Origin of the sequence: Campylobacter sp. CNRCH_2013_0855, from assembly GCF_025773025.1 — a bacterium.
Lineage (GTDB): Bacteria > Campylobacterota > Campylobacteria > Campylobacterales > Campylobacteraceae > Campylobacter_D > Campylobacter_D jejuni_C.
Genome location: NZ_JAKMTE010000009.1, coordinates 15,855 through 32,201, shown reverse-complemented (window position 1 = coordinate 32,201; position 16,347 = coordinate 15,855). Strand labels below are relative to the sequence as shown.

The window sequence follows — 16,347 nt, the reverse complement described above, 5'->3', positions numbered from 1 at the left end:
CTTAAAAAGCATATCGCAAGGCTTATTTTAATTTTCACTGCACTACTTTGACTTTTTTACTCTCACTTAAAGTTCTATAGGCATTGTCATACATTGCTTCAGCATAAGCTCCACTCAAAGTATAAACACCCGGAGTAACAGCACTTAATTTCACAAAAAATTCTCTTGATTCATCAGAATATAAAGGGAAGAAATACATGATCTTATCATCTCTTATATCAACAAAATCATAATAAGAATTTTTCACAAAATCAGGAGTTTCATCATCTAAAAGATCATGCACTATTTCCCACCCACTTGGTAAAATTTGAGTTAAAGCTATATTAGAAGCACCTGGATAATTTTTATTTGATATTTTTAATTTCATATAAAAAATTTGAGAGCTTTTTATAGCACTTTCATCTATTTCATTTCCATTTTCATCATAAAAACTTCTTTCTATATACATACGCTGTGCAAAAGGCTCAGCAATACCTTTTTTAATACCCTCTACTCCAAAATGTACAAAAGTATCTTCTTTAGCTTCTATCAAAGCACTGCCTTGATTAAACTCAAATTTAGAAAAACTTGCATTGAGCTTTTTACTCTCACCATTAATTTTTACTCTTGCATTGATAACTTTAGAGCTTTCATCACTAAAGCTATTTGCCAAAGCATATAAAGCATAGCCTGTGCTTTGAGTGCTAAGCCAAGCTTGGCTTTCTAAAGTTTTTTTAATATCATCTAATAATTCATCATTATCTTTACCATAGATTATTTTATACGCATTTGCAATAATAGCTTCATCTCTTAAAAAAGATCCATAAGTATAAGTGTAATTAGTTTTTTCATCAGGCTTTGTGCTTAAGTTTTTAGCTATATTTAAAGCTACCTCATCAAAACCTGCTAATTTATAAGCTGCGCTAAGTTGCCAAAGACTTACATTGTTTAAGCTTTGCAAATAAGCACTATCTTCATAAATAGCATTCATTATGCTTAAATTTGGCTCTTTGGCTAAAGCTAAAAGATATAAAGAATTTATTCTAATTTCTTTATTTGTTTGAGCTTTTAAAACATAGCGTTTTTGATAATCAAGCCATGCTTTAAACATTCCCTCACTCACATAATAGCCTCTTTCTTTAGCCAAAATCATAAACATACCTGCATAGTTACTTCCCCAAGCATCAGAATCTTTAAGTCCTTGCCAATAAGCAAAACCACCATTAGCAGTTTGAAAATTTGCATATTTACTTAACAATGTATTAATATTGTTGATATTTTTTTGTTCATTTGCTCCTTGATCAAGTTTTTGCAAAAAAAGTTGTGGTAAAACTGCTGAAGTGCTTTGTTCTATACATCCATAAGGATAATTTTGCAAGTATTTTAGTCTATGATTTATATTCAAAATAGGCTTAGAACTCACACTCAAAAACGCCACTGGATTAATATAATCTTGTGTAATTTTAAACTCCATAGAAGTATTTGCAGGAATTTTAAAAGATTTACCCTCATAAGTAATGGTATTTATAGCTTTTATATCAATTTGCGTATTTTGAGTATAGGTGTAATCTTTTACATTTAAACTTAACTCTATTTCTTCCACTCCAAGCTTGTTTGAATTTACTTTTGCATTAACATAAATATCTTTGCTTTTTTCATTGCCAAAATCAATCAAAATTTCATCGTTTTCAAAATTTATGAGTGAATTTTTTGTTTTTAGTTTAAGTTTTGCATTTTTTACATCATCATCTACCTTAAATACTTGCACCAAAAGCTTAAACTCATCATCAAGTCTTAAAGCCCTTGGTAAAGTTTCAAGCATCACAGCAGGTGCACTAACTTGGATATCTTTAGAAGCACTGCCAAAACCTGCTAAGTTGTTTGCCACCACCATAACTCTAACCGAACCTAAGTATGATGGCATATTAAATTTTAATTTTGCATAACCATTTTCATCACTTTGCACTGGCTCTTGAAACAATACAACCGGTTTAAAGCGTCTTGTTTTTTCATCGTTTTTGCTTTTATTTGCTCTACTTTCTAAGAAAACATCACCACCTGTAGTTAATACCTTAGAAGCATTAGAAATATTTTTAGCAATGATTTTATCATAGGTATCATATATGCTCATGTTAAAGCGAATTTTTTGATAAAAATACCCCCAAATATCTGGAGTTTTAAAAGCATTCACATCAAGCAAACCTTCATCTACAATAGCTAGTGTATAAGTATAACTTTGTTTATTTTTACTTTGAATTTCTACTTCAAAATCTTGTTTTGGCATGATTTTATCCGGTGCTTTTAAATCAAGCTCGATTTTACTTTGTTCATCTACTACATTTAAAGGCACCACGCCAAAAAGTCTTAAGGCTCTATCATTAGTATATTGATCATAATCTTGAAGTAAAATCACGCTCACATAAACATTTGGCATATATTCTTTAAGAATAGGAATTTCAACCTTTGTAATATCTTCATGTGTATCTATCACAAAGCGTTTTAAAATCTTTGCATTATCATTTAAAGTAACAATAGCTTTTGCACCCTTAACACTTTCAAATTCTATATAAGCTGTTTCATTTGGTTTGTATTCTTTTTTATCGCTTTTTATTTTTAAAGAACTCACTATATCAGCATTACTTGGCGCACCAAAACTACTAATATAAAAAAACTCTCCTGTGCTTGTTTTACTTTGTGTATCTTCAAGTTCTATGAACATTTCACCATGGTATTCTTTTGGATCAAACTCAATTTTAACTGGTTTATCTTTGCTTAAAATAGTTCCTTGAGTAATGATTTGTGTGTTTTTATCTTTTTTGAGCGATTTTAAAAAATCATCATAATTATCATAATCCCACCACCAAGAATAATCATTTGCATAAATAGTGTATTTAATTTCCCTATTTGCTATTAAATTCTCATCTAAATCACTCACAATGGCTTCAAAATTGATAATAGAACCCGAGCTTAAATAGTGATTTTTTAAACGCTTAATACCCACAAAATACTCATGCAATATCACTTGTGAATTCACAAGCGCTTCAACCGATCTTGAACCTTTTTCAAAAACCCTAGCCCTTATGTTAGCTTCAAGATTATATGGAGTATTTTTAAAAAAATCATTTAAAGCAAATTCTTGCTTTACAAAGCCATTTTCATCTAAAATACCTTTTAAATTATCTTGATATTTTTGCACTAAAACACTAGGATTTGAAAAAATATACTCTGGATATTTTGAATTTTTATATTCTTTTTTATTCACAAATAAATCAGCTTGATATTGTAAATTACTTGCTGGTGCTCCAAAAAGATATTTTGAGCTAATATTAAAATCTAATTTTTCATTTTCTTTTATGGTTTTTGGAGCTTGCATGGATACTTTTATACGATTTGGCACTATATTTTGCACTAAAATTTCTTTATCAAAAACCGCATTTGCAAATTCAACCCTAGCTAAATACACTCCGCTTAAAGCTTGTTGACTAAGTGAAATCTTTTTATAAAAAGTTCCATTACTCAAAGGATCAAGCTTGATTTTATCTAAAAGCTTTTTATTGCGTGGATCAAAAAAACTTAAAAATATAGGGTGATTAACAGCTCCTTTATCATTTCTTGCAACCATAGTTAAATGGATAGCATCACCTGGTCTATAAACCCCTCTTTCTGTATAAATAAATACTTTATTTTGAGAAGTCAAATCAAAACCATCAACATCAAAACCATCATATAATAAAGGCGAACTTAAACGTAAAATAGAAGCTTGCTTATCTTTTGAAGCAATGATAAATAAAGCTCTTGACTCATCAATATCATCAAAAATAGCCAAACCATTATCATCGCTCATTTTAGAAGCTAAAATTTGATTGCTTTTGCTAATTATATCAACCCTGACCCCACTCAAAGCCTTTTGCGTGGTAAAATCCCTCACATCTACAAAAAGCTTTTTATTTAAATTTTGAGCAATTAAAGCTATATCTGAAAAAATTAAGTTCTTACTTACTTTTGCCTTTTGGTTGAAAAATCTATATTTTTTCCAACTCTCCATTCCCTCATCAAAAACATAATCGACATCTTCTTCTTTAAAATAAAGCTTGACTATAAATACACCACTTAAATCTTTTAAACCATCAAGTACTATTTCATTTTCTTGCCATTGATTTTTAGTGTTTTTTATATCAAAATCCTTTTTTAATACTACTTCGCTAGTGTAATCACTCTCTGAAAAAATATCACTATCATAATCACTTAAATTTTTTGCACCTTGAAGGTTTTTATATCTTAAATATTCACTTAGGTTGTTTGAAAAGACTTGATAAACTTCCAAATGAACTTTTTTAACATTCATACTCTTAAAAGCTATTTTTTTGCTTGCTTTACTAGATAAAAATACTCCTTGATTTGTAAAACTTATAGAAGGCTCATAGTCTTTTAAACTTACTTGAGTTTTATAATTTTCTTTTGTGCCAATTCCATTAGCACTTTTAATTCCTTGAGCAAGTTGAATTTCATAAGTTTTATTTGGAGAAAAATCACCTGTAAGTTTGATTTTATTTCCAAAAGCCAATGCTTTAAAATCTACTTCAGGGTCAATAAAAATCAATTCTTTTAGATTTTGATCTTGTGAGATATTTTGAGAAAAAAGTAATTCTATGTTTTTATTAACTATATTTGCATTTTGAAAAACAAATTCACTCTTTGCAAGCAAAATATACTCTAAATCTATATTGTTTTCTAAACCTAAAATATTTTTATCAAAAACTACTTTTATATTAGTATTAGTATTTTTAATATTAAGTGCTTTAGAATACACACTTGCTATATCACCTTGAATGATAATTTTATCTACTTGAATTTCTTTTTCTTGTGTAGTAATTTTAATAGCTTTTAACAACTCGTCTTTATTAAGAGTATAAAAACTTTGAATATTTAAGACTAACATACTTTCATCATTTGAAATGTTTTGAAAATATCCTTTAATATCTAGCTTTTCAAAAGGAGTTTGTACTTTTAAATGTACTTTTTCATCAGCTAAAATATCATTTAAATCTATAAAAATATCGTATTTTTGGTTTGCTTTCAAAGTTGTTAAAATATTTAATCTTGTAGGCGTTTCAAACTCGTATTTAACTTTTGTCTTTTGATTATTAACAACAATCTCTCTTTCTTTTATAACACCTATTTCTTGGTTAATAATATTAGTGTTAAACTCTACAAAAACACTCTGTGTATTTTCATTAAAGCCATAAGCTCTTATAGCAGAACTTTTATCCTCATTTTTAGAACAAGCAACTAATAAACCTGCAAGTAAAAAAGCAAAAAAATAGTGTAAAAATCCTCTCATATATACCTCATTTAGTAAATTTTTCAAATTATATCTAAATTCACTCTTGCTTCACTCAAAAAATTATATAATTCTTGCATAAAAATAAAGGAGAAAAAATGAAAAAGAAAATCGCTACGTTATTAACAGCTTTAAGCCTTTCAGGCTTTGCTTATGCAGATGGAATTTATGGGGTAATTGTAGATGTAAATGATGGTGCAAAGACTATTTTAATTGACACTACTTATGGAGAGAAAATGAATATAAAAATTTTACCAAATACAGAAATTGATATGGATGATTGTGGTATTTTTGGTATGGATAAATACGGCACCTTTAGAGACTTAAAAGTAGGAACTTTTATAGAAGCTGAAGTTTTTCACGGCTATGCCCAAACAACACCAAATCCACAAACTCCAAATCAAGTTCAAAATATAACCGCTAAAGAAATCAAAATCGAATGCAAAAAAAGAGCTTATTAAGCAAAATAACTCCTAAAAAGGAGTTATTTTAATGCGTTTTTTTCTTATATTAATTTGCATTAGCACTTTTACATTTGCTTATAAAGTTCAAGGTATATTAAAAAACACCTCTGCACACACATTAAGTATTCAAACAAGTTTTGATAATAACTTAATTATTACCATTTTACCCCAAACAAATATAGATATTTATAACTGCAGAATTTTTGGAAGCAATAAAAAACAAGCCAATGTGCAAGATCTAAAAAAAGGAAGCCTTGTTAAAATTAAAGGCAGCAAAAATGGAAGTATTATCATCGCTGAAAAAATAGTAGTAGAGTGCGATGATCAAAGAAGAGCTTATTAAGATAATAACTCTTCTTTATCTTCTTTGTTGATTTTTTCTATATAAAGGCTTTGAGAAGGAAAAGCAAAACTTAATTTATTTCTTTCAACAATTTTCATTAACTCAAGCAAAATGCTTTGTCTTGCTGCTCTAAAACCTGCAGCATCTACTGCTTTAGTATAAAAATACACCTCTATATCAATAGAACTAGCACCAAAACCGCTCACAGCTACATAAGTACTATTTTTATAACCTTCTAAATCATTTACTGAAACTAAATTTTGTCTATATCTAGCACGTGTTCCACCGTGATTTAACGCACTATCATCAACTTGAGCTATCAAAGGGCTAGTGGCTAGTAAATATCTTATATCTTCTACACATTGTTCAAGTTGTTCAGGTTTTGCATCATAAGTTACACCAACAAATAATTTTACATGGCGTCCTATTTTTCTTTTACTCCAATTTTTTATGTTTGTTCCCATTATGGTTGAGTTTGGTAAAAACACCAAAGAATTATCAAAAGTCCTAATGGTTGTTTTTCTAAGTCCAATTTCAACTATAGTTCCTTCTATACCTGAAATTTCAACCCAATCGCCTTGATTAAAGCTATTATCAAAAAGCAAAAGTACAGAAGCAAAGAAATTTGCGATAATATCTTTAGCTGCTAATGCCACAGCTAAACCGCCAATACCCAAAGATGCAATCAATGCCGAAATATTAAAACCTAAATGAGCCAAAACAAATAAAACAGCTATTACTATGATAATAAAATATAAAATTTTAATGATTAAATTCACAACTTCACGCTTACCACTTTTTTCAGCAAGCTTTGCCACTATTACCATACCATAGCTATCAAAAATATTTATCACAAGCCAAGCAGTTAAAATGGTATAAACTATAGATAAAACATTGCTAACTCTTATATCTACAGGCGCAGGATAATAAAAAATAGTAAAACAAATTCCAATAGCATAAGCAAATAAAAACCAACCTACCGGCCCTTGAAGCTTTTCCAAAAAATGGGTTTTTATTTCCATATTAGCTGAATTTTTTCCAAACAAACGTATTAACATAAAATACAAAATCTTTGCGAGATAAAATTTCAAAGAATAAAATAAAACAATAACAATAACAGAAATAACTATCTTTCCAACATTCACACCGCTAATAGAAGTTTGCTCATTGATGTAATTAATTGCATTTTGTAACCCTAAACCTGTAAATAAAAAATTTGTCTCAAGTAGATTTGCATTGTTTCTTAAATAAACTAAAATTTCATTATAAGATTTGATAGTATTTCTTAAATTATTTTCATTAGTTTCTAAAGTTCTAAGCTGGGTAATATCATTAATTTTTTCTTTATCTAAGGTAAAGTTAAATACCAAATCTTCCTTAAGCATGTCAATACTTTTATCAATAACATTTTTTATTTCTTGACTTTGTGCTCCTTGAGCAAAAATCTTTTCTAGCTCAAAGATACAAAGATAAAAATGTTCTGCAGAAGTTAAATTTAAAAGCTTTATTTTATTATCTACATACTCATAATATCTTTTTTTAGCCTGTGCATTTTCAACACTTCTTTGTAAAATATTTTTAGTTTTTAAAAAATCTTTTGCTTCTTTATCATCAATTTTTTGAGATACCATTTTTAAAGGAAGGGCAGTCAAAAGCGTAGTTTTTTGCTTTTCTATTTCTTTAATATTATCTTGAAACTCAGTATTATTTACATCACTATTTTTAAAACTTTCTAAAAGCAAATTAAGCTCTATGTAATTTTGCACTAAAGTAAAAATACTATCTTTATGTTCTAAAGAATTTTTTTCTTGCGCATATAATATATTAATAAAACAACATAATATCACTATAGTAAAAAATTTTTTCATGCTTTTTTTATCCTCTCTTGAATTAAAATAAAATTTTCAAAATTAAAATCATATTCATAAATTTCTCCTGTCTCGATAATATAATACCAAGCATGAAGTTCGATTTCTTTTTTATTTAAAGCATCTTCTATGCCTGGATAGGTTAATAAATTTTGTAAAGAATTAACCAAATTCATTTTTTCTGTCATCCAAGCACGCATAGCTAAATCACTTCCTGCTACTTGCAAAACTTTACTTTTTATAGACTCAAGCAAAGTAAGCCATTTTTTAACATTGGGCATATTTTTTAAATCATTTTCATTTGCATACAAAGCCGCACATCCTCCACAATTACTATGCCCACAAACTATAACATTTTTTATATGCAAAGAATTAAAAGCATATTCAATAGCTGAAGTAGTTGCCAAAAAATCATCTCCTACCCTATAAGGTGGGACTATATTGCCTATATTTCTTATAACAAAAAGCTCTCCTGGACCCGTATTGGTAATTAAATTTGGTATTACTCTTGAATCAGCACAACCTATAAAAAGCGTATGAGGATTTTGCTTATTTTTTAAACTTTTAAAAAGTTCTGCATGCTCTTTAAAATCTTCTTGCATAAATTTTAAAGCACCATTAATCAAGTCTTTCAATAAAAGTCCTTTTTTGCATTTTAATAAAGAATTATACTAAATTATTTTTACTTAAAACAAATCGATTAAATTTATTTTTTATTGCATTTTTATGTGGTTTTAATCTTTCATTTATCTTTTTTTTGTAAATTTTAGTTTTAAAAATTATTGGAGGATTTTAATGAGTCTTTATGATAGAGATTATTCTAACTCTAAAACTCAAGAATTTGAAGGTTATGCTAGAAGCGATTTGAGCATTTTTATAAAACAAACTTATCAGCTTTTTGCTGCTTCATTGTTGGCTGCAACAGCAGGTGCTTACATAGGAATTTTTGCCTTGGCACATTTATTTGCACAATCTCAAGCAACTTTTTGGATTTTATTTATCGTTGAAATTGGTTTATTGTTTGCATTACAATGGAAAAAAAGAGAGGCTCCACTTAATTTAATTTTACTTTTTGCCTTTACTTTTGTTTCAGGACTTACTTTAACACCACTTCTTTATTCAGTTTTAGCACTTCCTGCAGGAGCTAGTATTATCGCTCAAGCTTTTGCTTTAACAACAGTAGCTTTTGGTGCTTTAAGTGTATTTGCTATGAATACAAAAAAAGATTTTACTATGATGGGAAAAATGCTTTTTATAGCTTTAATCGTTATCGTAGTAGCTTCTTTAATTAATCTATTTTTCCAAAGCTCACTTGTGAGTTTAGCAATTTCTGGAATTGGTGCGATTTTATTTTCTTTTTACATCCTTTATGATACTCAAAACATCATTAGAGGCAATTATGAAACACCAATCGAAGGTGCAGTTGCACTTTATCTTGATTTTATCAACCTTTTCATCTCTCTTCTTAATATTTTAAGAAGTTTTAATAGCAGATAAAATTTGCGAGATTTTTTCTCGCAAATTTTATTTACCTCTTTCAAGTTTTTATCAAACTTTTTAAGTTAAAATACTCATTTTATTTTCAATAAGGAAAATTCATGACTACTCTTTTAATTATTTTGCAATTTGCAATTGTTGTGATTATTTGTATTGCGGTTTTATTACAAAAAAGTTCAAGTATAGGACTTGGAGCTTATAGTGGAAGCAATGAAAGTTTATTTGGTGCAAAAGGTCCTGCAGGATTTTTAGCCAAATTTACTTTTGTGATGGGTATTTTACTTATTGCCAACACAATTGCTCTAAGTTATATGTATAATAACGCTAATTCTAATTCACTTGCTGAAAAAGCAGAACAAATTTTACCAAAAGCACCCGAAACAAACACAACTAGCATTCCAGTCGCACCAAGTGCTCCGATTAGTGAAAGCAATACTAGCAAATAAAAAAGGAAATACCATGCTAAATGAAATTTATACTAAGCAAAAACAACAATCAGACAAAAGTCTAGAGGCTTTAAAAAAAGATTTTACCACTATAAGAACTGGTAAAGTAAATATCAACATACTTGATCATATTCATGTAGATTATTATGGTAGTGCAACCCCGCTTAATCAAGTAGCAACGGTTTTAGCAACCGATGCTTCAACCATTAGTATTACTCCTTGGGAGAAATCAATGCTAAAAGCTATAGAAAGTGCTATAGCTGCAGCAAACATAGGGGTAAATCCAAACAATGATGGCGAAAGTGTAAAATTATTCTTCCCTCCTATGACAAGAGAACAAAGAGAAGAAAATGCTAAAAATGCTAAAGCTATGGGAGAAAAAGCTAAAGTAGCTATTAGAAATATTAGAAAAGATGCAAATGATGCGGTTAAAAAATTAGAAAAAGATAAAGCAATTTCAGAAGATGAGGCTAAAAAAGCTTATGATGAAGTTCAAAAGCAAACTGATAACTACACAGCAAAAGTAGATGAATTAGTTAAAAATAAAGAAGTAGAACTTTTAAAGGTTTGATAATGAACTTAGAACAAATTTATAAAGATTGTGGGGCATATTTACAAGGGCATTTCTTACTGAGCTCAGGAAAACACTCTGAGTTTTACCTTCAAAGTGCTAAAGTTTTAGAAAATCCGAAACTAGCGGGTGAGCTTTGTGAGGAGCTTGCAAAAGTTATTGCTAGTTTTAACATTAAATTTGATAGTATTTGTTCTCCTGCTTTAGGTGGAATTTTAGCAGGTTATGAGCTTGCTAGAGCTTGTAATAAACGTTTTATTTTCACTGAACGCGTAGAAGGAACGATGAGTCTTAGACGTGGTTTTGAAGTAAAAAAAAGTGAAAAATTTATTATTTGTGAAGATATTATCACAACAGGTGGTTCAGCACTTGAGAGTGCGAAAATCATCGAGAGTTTAGGTGGGGAGGTAGTTGGCTTTGCAGCTTTAGCAAATCGTGGTTTTTGCGCGGTAAAAAATTTAAATAACCCAAGAAAAGAAAATGCAAAATTACCTGAAAATTTACCACTCTTTGCATTAGGAAATTTCGAATTTGACATCTATGATGCAAATACTTGCCCACTTTGTGAAAAAGGCACCAAAGCTATCAAACCTGGTAGTCGTGGAAACTAATGAAAACTAAAGCAAAAATAGCTACTCGCTTTTTAAGATTTAAAGCTTTTTTGATTGATCTATTTTTGCTTTATGTGCCTATTTTATATTTGTTTTATTTTACACTTGGTTCCAAAGAAGCCTTTTTAAACAATCAACTTATAATTTTTTTATGTTCTTTAATTTTTGGGCTTTTACAAGCCTTATTTTTAGCGAAAAAAGCCCAAAGCCCTGGACTTAAAGCTTATGATTTATACTTGATTGATCTTAAAAATGGCCAAAAACTTAATTTTTTTAGAATACTTTTACGCTATATTATTTTTATCGTAAGTTTTGGTTTATTAATTGGCTTTTTGGTAAGTTTTTTAAGAAAAGATACTTTGGCTTTGCATGATATTTTAAGCCAAAGTGTTATTGTAACAAAGGTAGAAAAATGAATAGAAAAAGAATTTACAACCCAAAATCAAATGAAACTTTAAATGATAGAAAAGTATTCAATGGTAATCCTCACGGGATTTTAAATTTCACCAAAGCAAAATATACTTGGGCTTTAAAACTTTGGGATTTAATGGAAGCAAATACTTGGTTTCCAAAAGAAGTAGATACAACCAAAGACGCGCTTGATTATCGCTGTAATCTAACCGTAGCAGAAAAAAGAATGTATGATTTAGTTTGGTCTCAACTTATCTCAATGGATAGTTTTCAAACAAACAATCTTGCTGATAATATTAATCCTTACATCACAGCACCTGAAATCAATGCAGTTTTAGCAAGACAAGCTTATGAGGAAGCAAACCACTCAAAATCTTATGCGGTAATGGTTGAAGCAATCTGTGAAAATACAGACTTAATTTATGAAATGGAAAAACACGATGAAACTTTAAGAGAAAAAAATGATTTCATTTCAAGTATTTATGAAGAACTAGCTGGCGAAGTAGATGATAATAAACTCTTGCTTGCTATGGTAGCAAATCAAATTTTAGAAGGGGTATATTTTTATAGCGGTTTTACCGCTATTTATGCTTTAGCACGCGCAGGGAAAATGCTAGGATCAGCGCAAATGATACGCTTTATACAAAGAGATGAGATTACTCATTTGTTATTATTTCAAAATATGATTAATTCTGTACGTAAAGAAAGGCCTGACTTATTTAATGATACTAATATAAGCAAAATCTATGATATGTTTAAAAAAGCAGGCGAACTTGAAATCAAATGGGGTAAATACATCACTCAAAATCAAATCATGGGCTTTACAGATGATATTATAGAAGAGTATATTCACTATCTTGTTGATCAAAGACTAATCGCTATTAATCTTGATAAAATTTATAATGCAAAACATCCTATTAAATGGGTGGATGATTTTTCTAAATTTAATGATCAAAAAAGCAATTTCTTTGAAAGCAAAGTTACAAATTACTCCAAGGGAAGTTTGAGTTTTGATGACTTTTAAGTCACAAAACTACCCATATTTTACATTTTTTTAAACTAAAATTCTCTTTTTATTTAATATTTTATTTTTATTTATTTCATTATTGTAAAATCCGCCATTTTATTTTATTAATAAAGGGGTAATTATGGAGTTTTTAGAACTTTTATTAATTTTTGTTGCCATAGTTCTCATGATAGCTAAACCTGAAAAAGAAAAGTTAGCTTTTTCTATACTTGTAATTTCATGGGCTATTATGGTATTTGACTATTTAGGTCGTAAATCAGGCGCAATCTTAGGCCTAATGAATCTATAAAGGTGACGAATATGTATGATATTAATAAAACTAAATTCTTTTATTTTTTAATGTGCATGGCAGGTTTTTTAATAATTTTATTACCTGTTGGAATTGCAAATTTAATTTTTGGCTATATGCTAGGTGATAGCCCTTGTACTTCTTGCTGGGGTCAAAGAGAATCAATGATTTATATCGGTGTAGCGGCTTTATTTGTTGTGCGTTATGGCATGAAAGGTAAATTTTTAGCATTCCTTTTATTTGCAACTGCGTTTGGTTTATGGCAATCATTTAATCATATAAGTGGTCACGCACATCGTGATCTTGATCAAGGTTTTGGTTTACCTATTTTTGGTCTACACACTTATTTTTGGGCTGAAGTAGTGTTTTGGGCGGTTGTTTTACTACTAGGTGTTATTTTTGCTTTTGCTCCAAAATTTGGATCTTTTGAAAAAGAAATGGAAGGAGCTAACTTTAGAAAATTAACTAAATTTAACTTAGCCGCTATGGTTATTGTTGCTTTTATTGTAGCTTCAAATGTATTCCAAGCTTTCGTAAGCACTGGTCCTATTCCATATAGTGGGCAAGGTGATCCAGTTCGCTTTAGTTTAAATCCTAAATACATCATTTGGGATGATTCAGGTTGGAGTAAAAGCTGGAAAAGCATTTCTTTCTTAGGAAAACGCGATGTTAAAGAACCTGATTTTGCTTTTGCACCTGCTAGTGAAAAACTAGGCATTCAGTTTGATAATAATATCAGCAATGCTCCATTTGCAAGTATTGATGAAAATCTAAAAATAACAAATGAAACAAAAATTGATTTTCCTAAGCCTATTAATACTCTTGATTATATTAATGGAGAGTATGTTGCAAGCTCTAAATGGGAAGTATTTTTCTTAGATGATAATTTTAGCACTAAAGCAGATTTTCTATTAGATCCATATTTTTCAGCCACAATTAATCCTATCGTAGGAATTATTCCTTATTTAGATAACAAATACATCTTAATGGGTTCTAATAAATCTTTCTTAAGATTTGCTCAAAATCCTAATGCAGATGAAGCTTTACAATATGCTGATTTTATGAGAGGAGCAAATAATTTCGAAGGGCAAGGTAAAGATCTTGGTCGTGGTAGAATTGATACAGTTAGAGCTAAATTCCATCATATTTTAAGTACAACTACCGATGGAAAATATATGTATACAGCAACTGTTCCAAATAATAAAGACGCTAAAACTTTTGTAATTTCTAAAATTTCTTTAGCAGATAGAGTTCTTTCAGCTGAATTTACTCCTAAAGCTGAACTAAAAGAAGGAAAAACTTTGGGCGATCTTTATGTAACTTCAATGGCATTTAAAGATGGTAAAATTTATGCATTAAGTAAAAAGCATAATGTTATTGCTGTAATTGATCTAGATAAAGAAGAAGTTGTAAAAACTATTTCTTATCCAGAAAATATAACTAATGCAAGAAGCTTATTCTTTAAAGATGGCAAAGCACACATCTTATCTTATCAAGATGGGTTAAACATCCTTTATACACTTGATTAATCTTAAGGCGTTTTTACGCCTTAAGGATTTTAAAGCTAGATAAATAAAATTTAAGATAAAATAACGCTTTTTATCAAGGAGTGCTTATTGATTCATATATTTGAACAAAAACAATGTCAAACTATGGCAGAAGAAATTCGCAAAAATACTTTCATCAATGAAGAATTATTTGAAGCTTTTTGTTCTACTCCAAGAGAAATTTTTTCACCTTTAAAAATGCATGCTTATAGACTTGATGCGCTTCCTCTAATGGGCAATCAATGGATAAGCTCGCCCTTAACTGTAGCAAAAATGACCATGGCGCTTGATTTTAAAGATGCCGATAGTGTTTTAGAAATAGGTTGTGGTAGCGGGTATCAAGCCGCGATTTTAAGTAAGCTTATTAGAAGAGTTTTTACCATAGAGCGCATTGAAAAACTTGCAATTAGTGCTATAGAAAAATTTAAAAAACTAAACTATGCTAATATTCATGTAAAATTTGATGATGGGCAAAATGGTTGGAAAAATTATGCACCTTATGATAGAATTTTACTCTCAGCTTATATAGAACACATTCCAAATGCATTGTTTGATCAACTTGAAAATAATGGAATTTTAGTAGCTCCTTTACTTATAGGAAATCAACAATTCATCACTAAATTTACCAAAAAAGATGGTGAGATTAGCAAAGAAGTTTTAGATGAATGCCTTTTTGTGCCTATCAAAGATGGCAAAGAATAGTTAAAATTTCATTTTTAAAATAATAAAACCATATTCATCTTTATATTCACTCTCTTGTATAAAACCATTTTTCTGATAAAATTTATACGCCTTATAATTGTCTTTATTTACTTCAACATATTTCAAATGATAATCATTTACGGCTTTGAACATTAAAGTAGTGCCTATACCTTTGTTAAAATATTTTGACCTTAAAAACAACATTTCAATTTTATCGTCCATAAATGCTAAAAATCCAATCATTTCGTCTTTATCATAACAAATCAAATAATTTAAACTAAAAAATACTTGAGAATTTAAAAGATCATTTTTAATCTTTTCTCTATCAAAATCAGATAAAAAATCATGGGAATGTTTTACACTATCCTCCCATATATCGATCAATTTATCCTTAATATCATCTGTAATTTTTTTAAAATATTTAATTTTAATATAATTATTTTTAAACATAAGCTTCTTATAGGATTTATTTTTTTATAATTATACTAAAAAAAGGAATATTATGAGTTTTAAAAAAATACTTTTTGGTTTATTTACCACTAGCATGCTTTTTGCCTATGAGCAAATGCCTCAAAATGCCTCGCATGGAAATTTTATAGACAAAGACAAATGGAAAAATTTAGATAAAAACTGGATTTATTGTGAAAGTGGTTTAAATCAAGATTTTATCAATATAAATAGTAAAAAGGCTACAAATAAAAATCATTCTTTAGAATTTAACTACTCAAATGATTCTTTTGGTTTAATAAATGATGGTTATACCATAAAAATGTATTTTGCAAGCAATGGAAGCCACATTGTACTAGATAATACAAGTTATAATTTATCTCATTTTCACTTTCATAGCCCATCAAAAATTTCTATTGATAAAAAGTCTTATCCTTTAGAAATTCATTTTAGTCATGTAAGTCAAAAAGGCGATATAGTAGTAGTTGCATTATTTTTACAAGAAGGTGTGGAAAATCCTTTTATTAAAAAAATCATCCGTGCTTTTCCTAAAAAAGAAGGCGATAAGCTTTATGTTCAAGGCTTAAGTGCTAATGAGTTATTGCCAAATAATCTTCAATCTTTTTATATCTTTAAAAATAAACTCAACAAGCCTTGTAATCAAAAAATCACTTGGATAGTTTTAAAAGATATAAGCTATGCCTCTAAAGAGCAAATCCAAACCATACAAAATTTAATGGGAAAAAATGAGAATTTAAAAATACAAGAAATTAATAATTTAGAACAAAATGATTAAGTAAGCTA

General features: G+C 28.9%; 16 protein-coding genes. 12 read left to right on the top strand and 4 right to left on the bottom strand.

Annotated elements, in window-relative coordinates:
- Positions 1-34: 34 nt before the first annotated feature.
- Positions 35-5,320, bottom strand: a complete 5,286-nt coding sequence (locus L8X40_RS06040; RefSeq protein WP_263667531.1) for an MG2 domain-containing protein — start codon at positions 5,318-5,320, stop codon at positions 35-37.
- A gap of 98 nt (positions 5,321-5,418) precedes the next feature.
- On the opposite strand from L8X40_RS06040, the gene L8X40_RS06035 reads away from it, so the two are divergent.
- Both L8X40_RS06035 and L8X40_RS06030 read left to right on the top strand, forming a co-directional pair.
- Complete coding sequence (locus L8X40_RS06035) at positions 5,419-5,781, top strand: hypothetical protein (protein ID WP_263667530.1); 363 nt, start codon at positions 5,419-5,421, stop codon at positions 5,779-5,781.
- Between the two features lie 31 nt (positions 5,782-5,812).
- The gene (locus tag L8X40_RS06030; RefSeq protein ID WP_261545158.1) at positions 5,813-6,127 is read left to right on the top strand and encodes a hypothetical protein; all 315 of its coding nucleotides are present in this window, start codon (positions 5,813-5,815) and stop codon (positions 6,125-6,127) included.
- Here L8X40_RS06030 and L8X40_RS06025 read toward each other — a convergent pair.
- Both L8X40_RS06025 and L8X40_RS06020 read right to left on the bottom strand, forming a co-directional pair.
- Positions 6,124-7,995 (bottom strand): mechanosensitive ion channel family protein, encoded by a 1,872-nt coding sequence (locus L8X40_RS06025; RefSeq protein WP_087699859.1) that lies wholly within the window; start codon positions 7,993-7,995, stop codon positions 6,124-6,126. The two genes, L8X40_RS06030 and L8X40_RS06025, sit on opposite strands and share 4 nt — an antisense overlap.
- Positions 7,992-8,630, bottom strand: coding sequence for a carbonic anhydrase (locus L8X40_RS06020; protein ID WP_087699857.1), 639 nt, complete (start codon positions 8,628-8,630; stop codon positions 7,992-7,994). Before L8X40_RS06020 ends, L8X40_RS06025 begins: the two co-directional genes overlap by 4 nt.
- A gap of 160 nt (positions 8,631-8,790) precedes the next feature.
- Here L8X40_RS06020 and L8X40_RS06015 point away from each other — a divergent pair, with 160 nt between their 5' ends.
- From L8X40_RS06015 to L8X40_RS05975, 9 genes are all read left to right on the top strand, one after another.
- A complete protein-coding gene (locus L8X40_RS06015; RefSeq protein ID WP_087699855.1) occupies positions 8,791-9,492 on the top strand; it encodes a Bax inhibitor-1/YccA family protein in 702 nt (233 codons plus the stop codon).
- Between the two features lie 101 nt (positions 9,493-9,593).
- Entirely contained in the window at positions 9,594-9,938 is a 345-nt protein-coding gene (gene secG, locus L8X40_RS06010) for a preprotein translocase subunit SecG (protein ID WP_087699853.1), read from the top strand.
- A 13-nt stretch (positions 9,939-9,951) separates the two neighbouring features.
- On the top strand, positions 9,952-10,509 hold the full coding sequence (frr, locus tag L8X40_RS06005) for a ribosome recycling factor (protein WP_066006378.1): 558 nt from the start codon (positions 9,952-9,954) through the stop codon (positions 10,507-10,509).
- Positions 10,510-10,511: 2 nt separating this feature from the next.
- Positions 10,512-11,120, top strand: a complete 609-nt coding sequence (pyrE, locus tag L8X40_RS06000; protein ID WP_263667529.1) for an orotate phosphoribosyltransferase — start codon at positions 10,512-10,514, stop codon at positions 11,118-11,120.
- Complete coding sequence (locus tag L8X40_RS05995; RefSeq protein ID WP_087699849.1) at positions 11,120-11,536, top strand: RDD family protein; 417 nt, start codon at positions 11,120-11,122, stop codon at positions 11,534-11,536. The genes pyrE and L8X40_RS05995 overlap by 1 nt, the downstream gene beginning before the upstream one ends.
- On the top strand, positions 11,533-12,555 hold the full coding sequence (locus L8X40_RS05990) for a ribonucleotide-diphosphate reductase subunit beta (protein ID WP_087699847.1): 1,023 nt from the start codon (positions 11,533-11,535) through the stop codon (positions 12,553-12,555). Before L8X40_RS05995 ends, L8X40_RS05990 begins: the two co-directional genes overlap by 4 nt.
- 124 nt (positions 12,556-12,679) lie before the next feature.
- Positions 12,680-12,847, top strand: a complete 168-nt coding sequence (locus L8X40_RS05985; protein ID WP_087699845.1) for a dihydroneopterin aldolase — start codon at positions 12,680-12,682, stop codon at positions 12,845-12,847.
- A gap of 11 nt (positions 12,848-12,858) precedes the next feature.
- Complete coding sequence (locus L8X40_RS05980) at positions 12,859-14,376, top strand: disulfide bond formation protein B (RefSeq protein WP_263667528.1); 1,518 nt, start codon at positions 12,859-12,861, stop codon at positions 14,374-14,376.
- 90 nt (positions 14,377-14,466) lie between these two features.
- Positions 14,467-15,096, top strand: a complete 630-nt coding sequence (locus L8X40_RS05975) for a protein-L-isoaspartate(D-aspartate) O-methyltransferase (protein WP_263667543.1) — start codon at positions 14,467-14,469, stop codon at positions 15,094-15,096.
- On the opposite strand, the gene L8X40_RS05970 is transcribed toward L8X40_RS05975, so the two are convergent.
- The gene (locus L8X40_RS05970) at positions 15,097-15,480 is read right to left on the bottom strand and encodes a GNAT family N-acetyltransferase (protein WP_263667527.1); all 384 of its coding nucleotides are present in this window, start codon (positions 15,478-15,480) and stop codon (positions 15,097-15,099) included.
- A 118-nt stretch (positions 15,481-15,598) separates the two neighbouring features.
- On the opposite strand from L8X40_RS05970, the gene L8X40_RS05965 reads away from it, so the two are divergent.
- A complete protein-coding gene (locus tag L8X40_RS05965; RefSeq protein ID WP_263667526.1) occupies positions 15,599-16,339 on the top strand; it encodes a carbonic anhydrase family protein in 741 nt (246 codons plus the stop codon).
- The last annotated feature ends 8 nt before the right edge of the window (positions 16,340-16,347 follow it).

Coding starts and splice junctions, on each gene's coding strand:
- frr (WP_066006378.1), top strand. CDS start 9,952: ATGCTAAATGAAATTTATACTAAGCAAAAACAACAATCAGACAAAAGT.
- secG (WP_087699853.1), top strand. CDS start 9,594: ATGACTACTCTTTTAATTATTTTGCAATTTGCAATTGTTGTGATTATT.
- L8X40_RS06030 (WP_261545158.1), top strand. CDS start 5,813: ATGCGTTTTTTTCTTATATTAATTTGCATTAGCACTTTTACATTTGCT.
- L8X40_RS06040 (WP_263667531.1), bottom strand. CDS start 5,320: ATGAGAGGATTTTTACACTATTTTTTTGCTTTTTTACTTGCAGGTTTA.
- L8X40_RS05980 (WP_263667528.1), top strand. CDS start 12,859: ATGTATGATATTAATAAAACTAAATTCTTTTATTTTTTAATGTGCATG.
- L8X40_RS06025 (WP_087699859.1), bottom strand. CDS start 7,995: ATGAAAAAATTTTTTACTATAGTGATATTATGTTGTTTTATTAATATA.
- L8X40_RS05990 (WP_087699847.1), top strand. CDS start 11,533: ATGAATAGAAAAAGAATTTACAACCCAAAATCAAATGAAACTTTAAAT.
- L8X40_RS05985 (WP_087699845.1), top strand. CDS start 12,680: ATGGAGTTTTTAGAACTTTTATTAATTTTTGTTGCCATAGTTCTCATG.
- L8X40_RS05995 (WP_087699849.1), top strand. CDS start 11,120: ATGAAAACTAAAGCAAAAATAGCTACTCGCTTTTTAAGATTTAAAGCT.
- L8X40_RS06015 (WP_087699855.1), top strand. CDS start 8,791: ATGAGTCTTTATGATAGAGATTATTCTAACTCTAAAACTCAAGAATTT.
- L8X40_RS06035 (WP_263667530.1), top strand. CDS start 5,419: ATGAAAAAGAAAATCGCTACGTTATTAACAGCTTTAAGCCTTTCAGGC.
- pyrE (WP_263667529.1), top strand. CDS start 10,512: ATGAACTTAGAACAAATTTATAAAGATTGTGGGGCATATTTACAAGGG.
- L8X40_RS05965 (WP_263667526.1), top strand. CDS start 15,599: ATGAGTTTTAAAAAAATACTTTTTGGTTTATTTACCACTAGCATGCTT.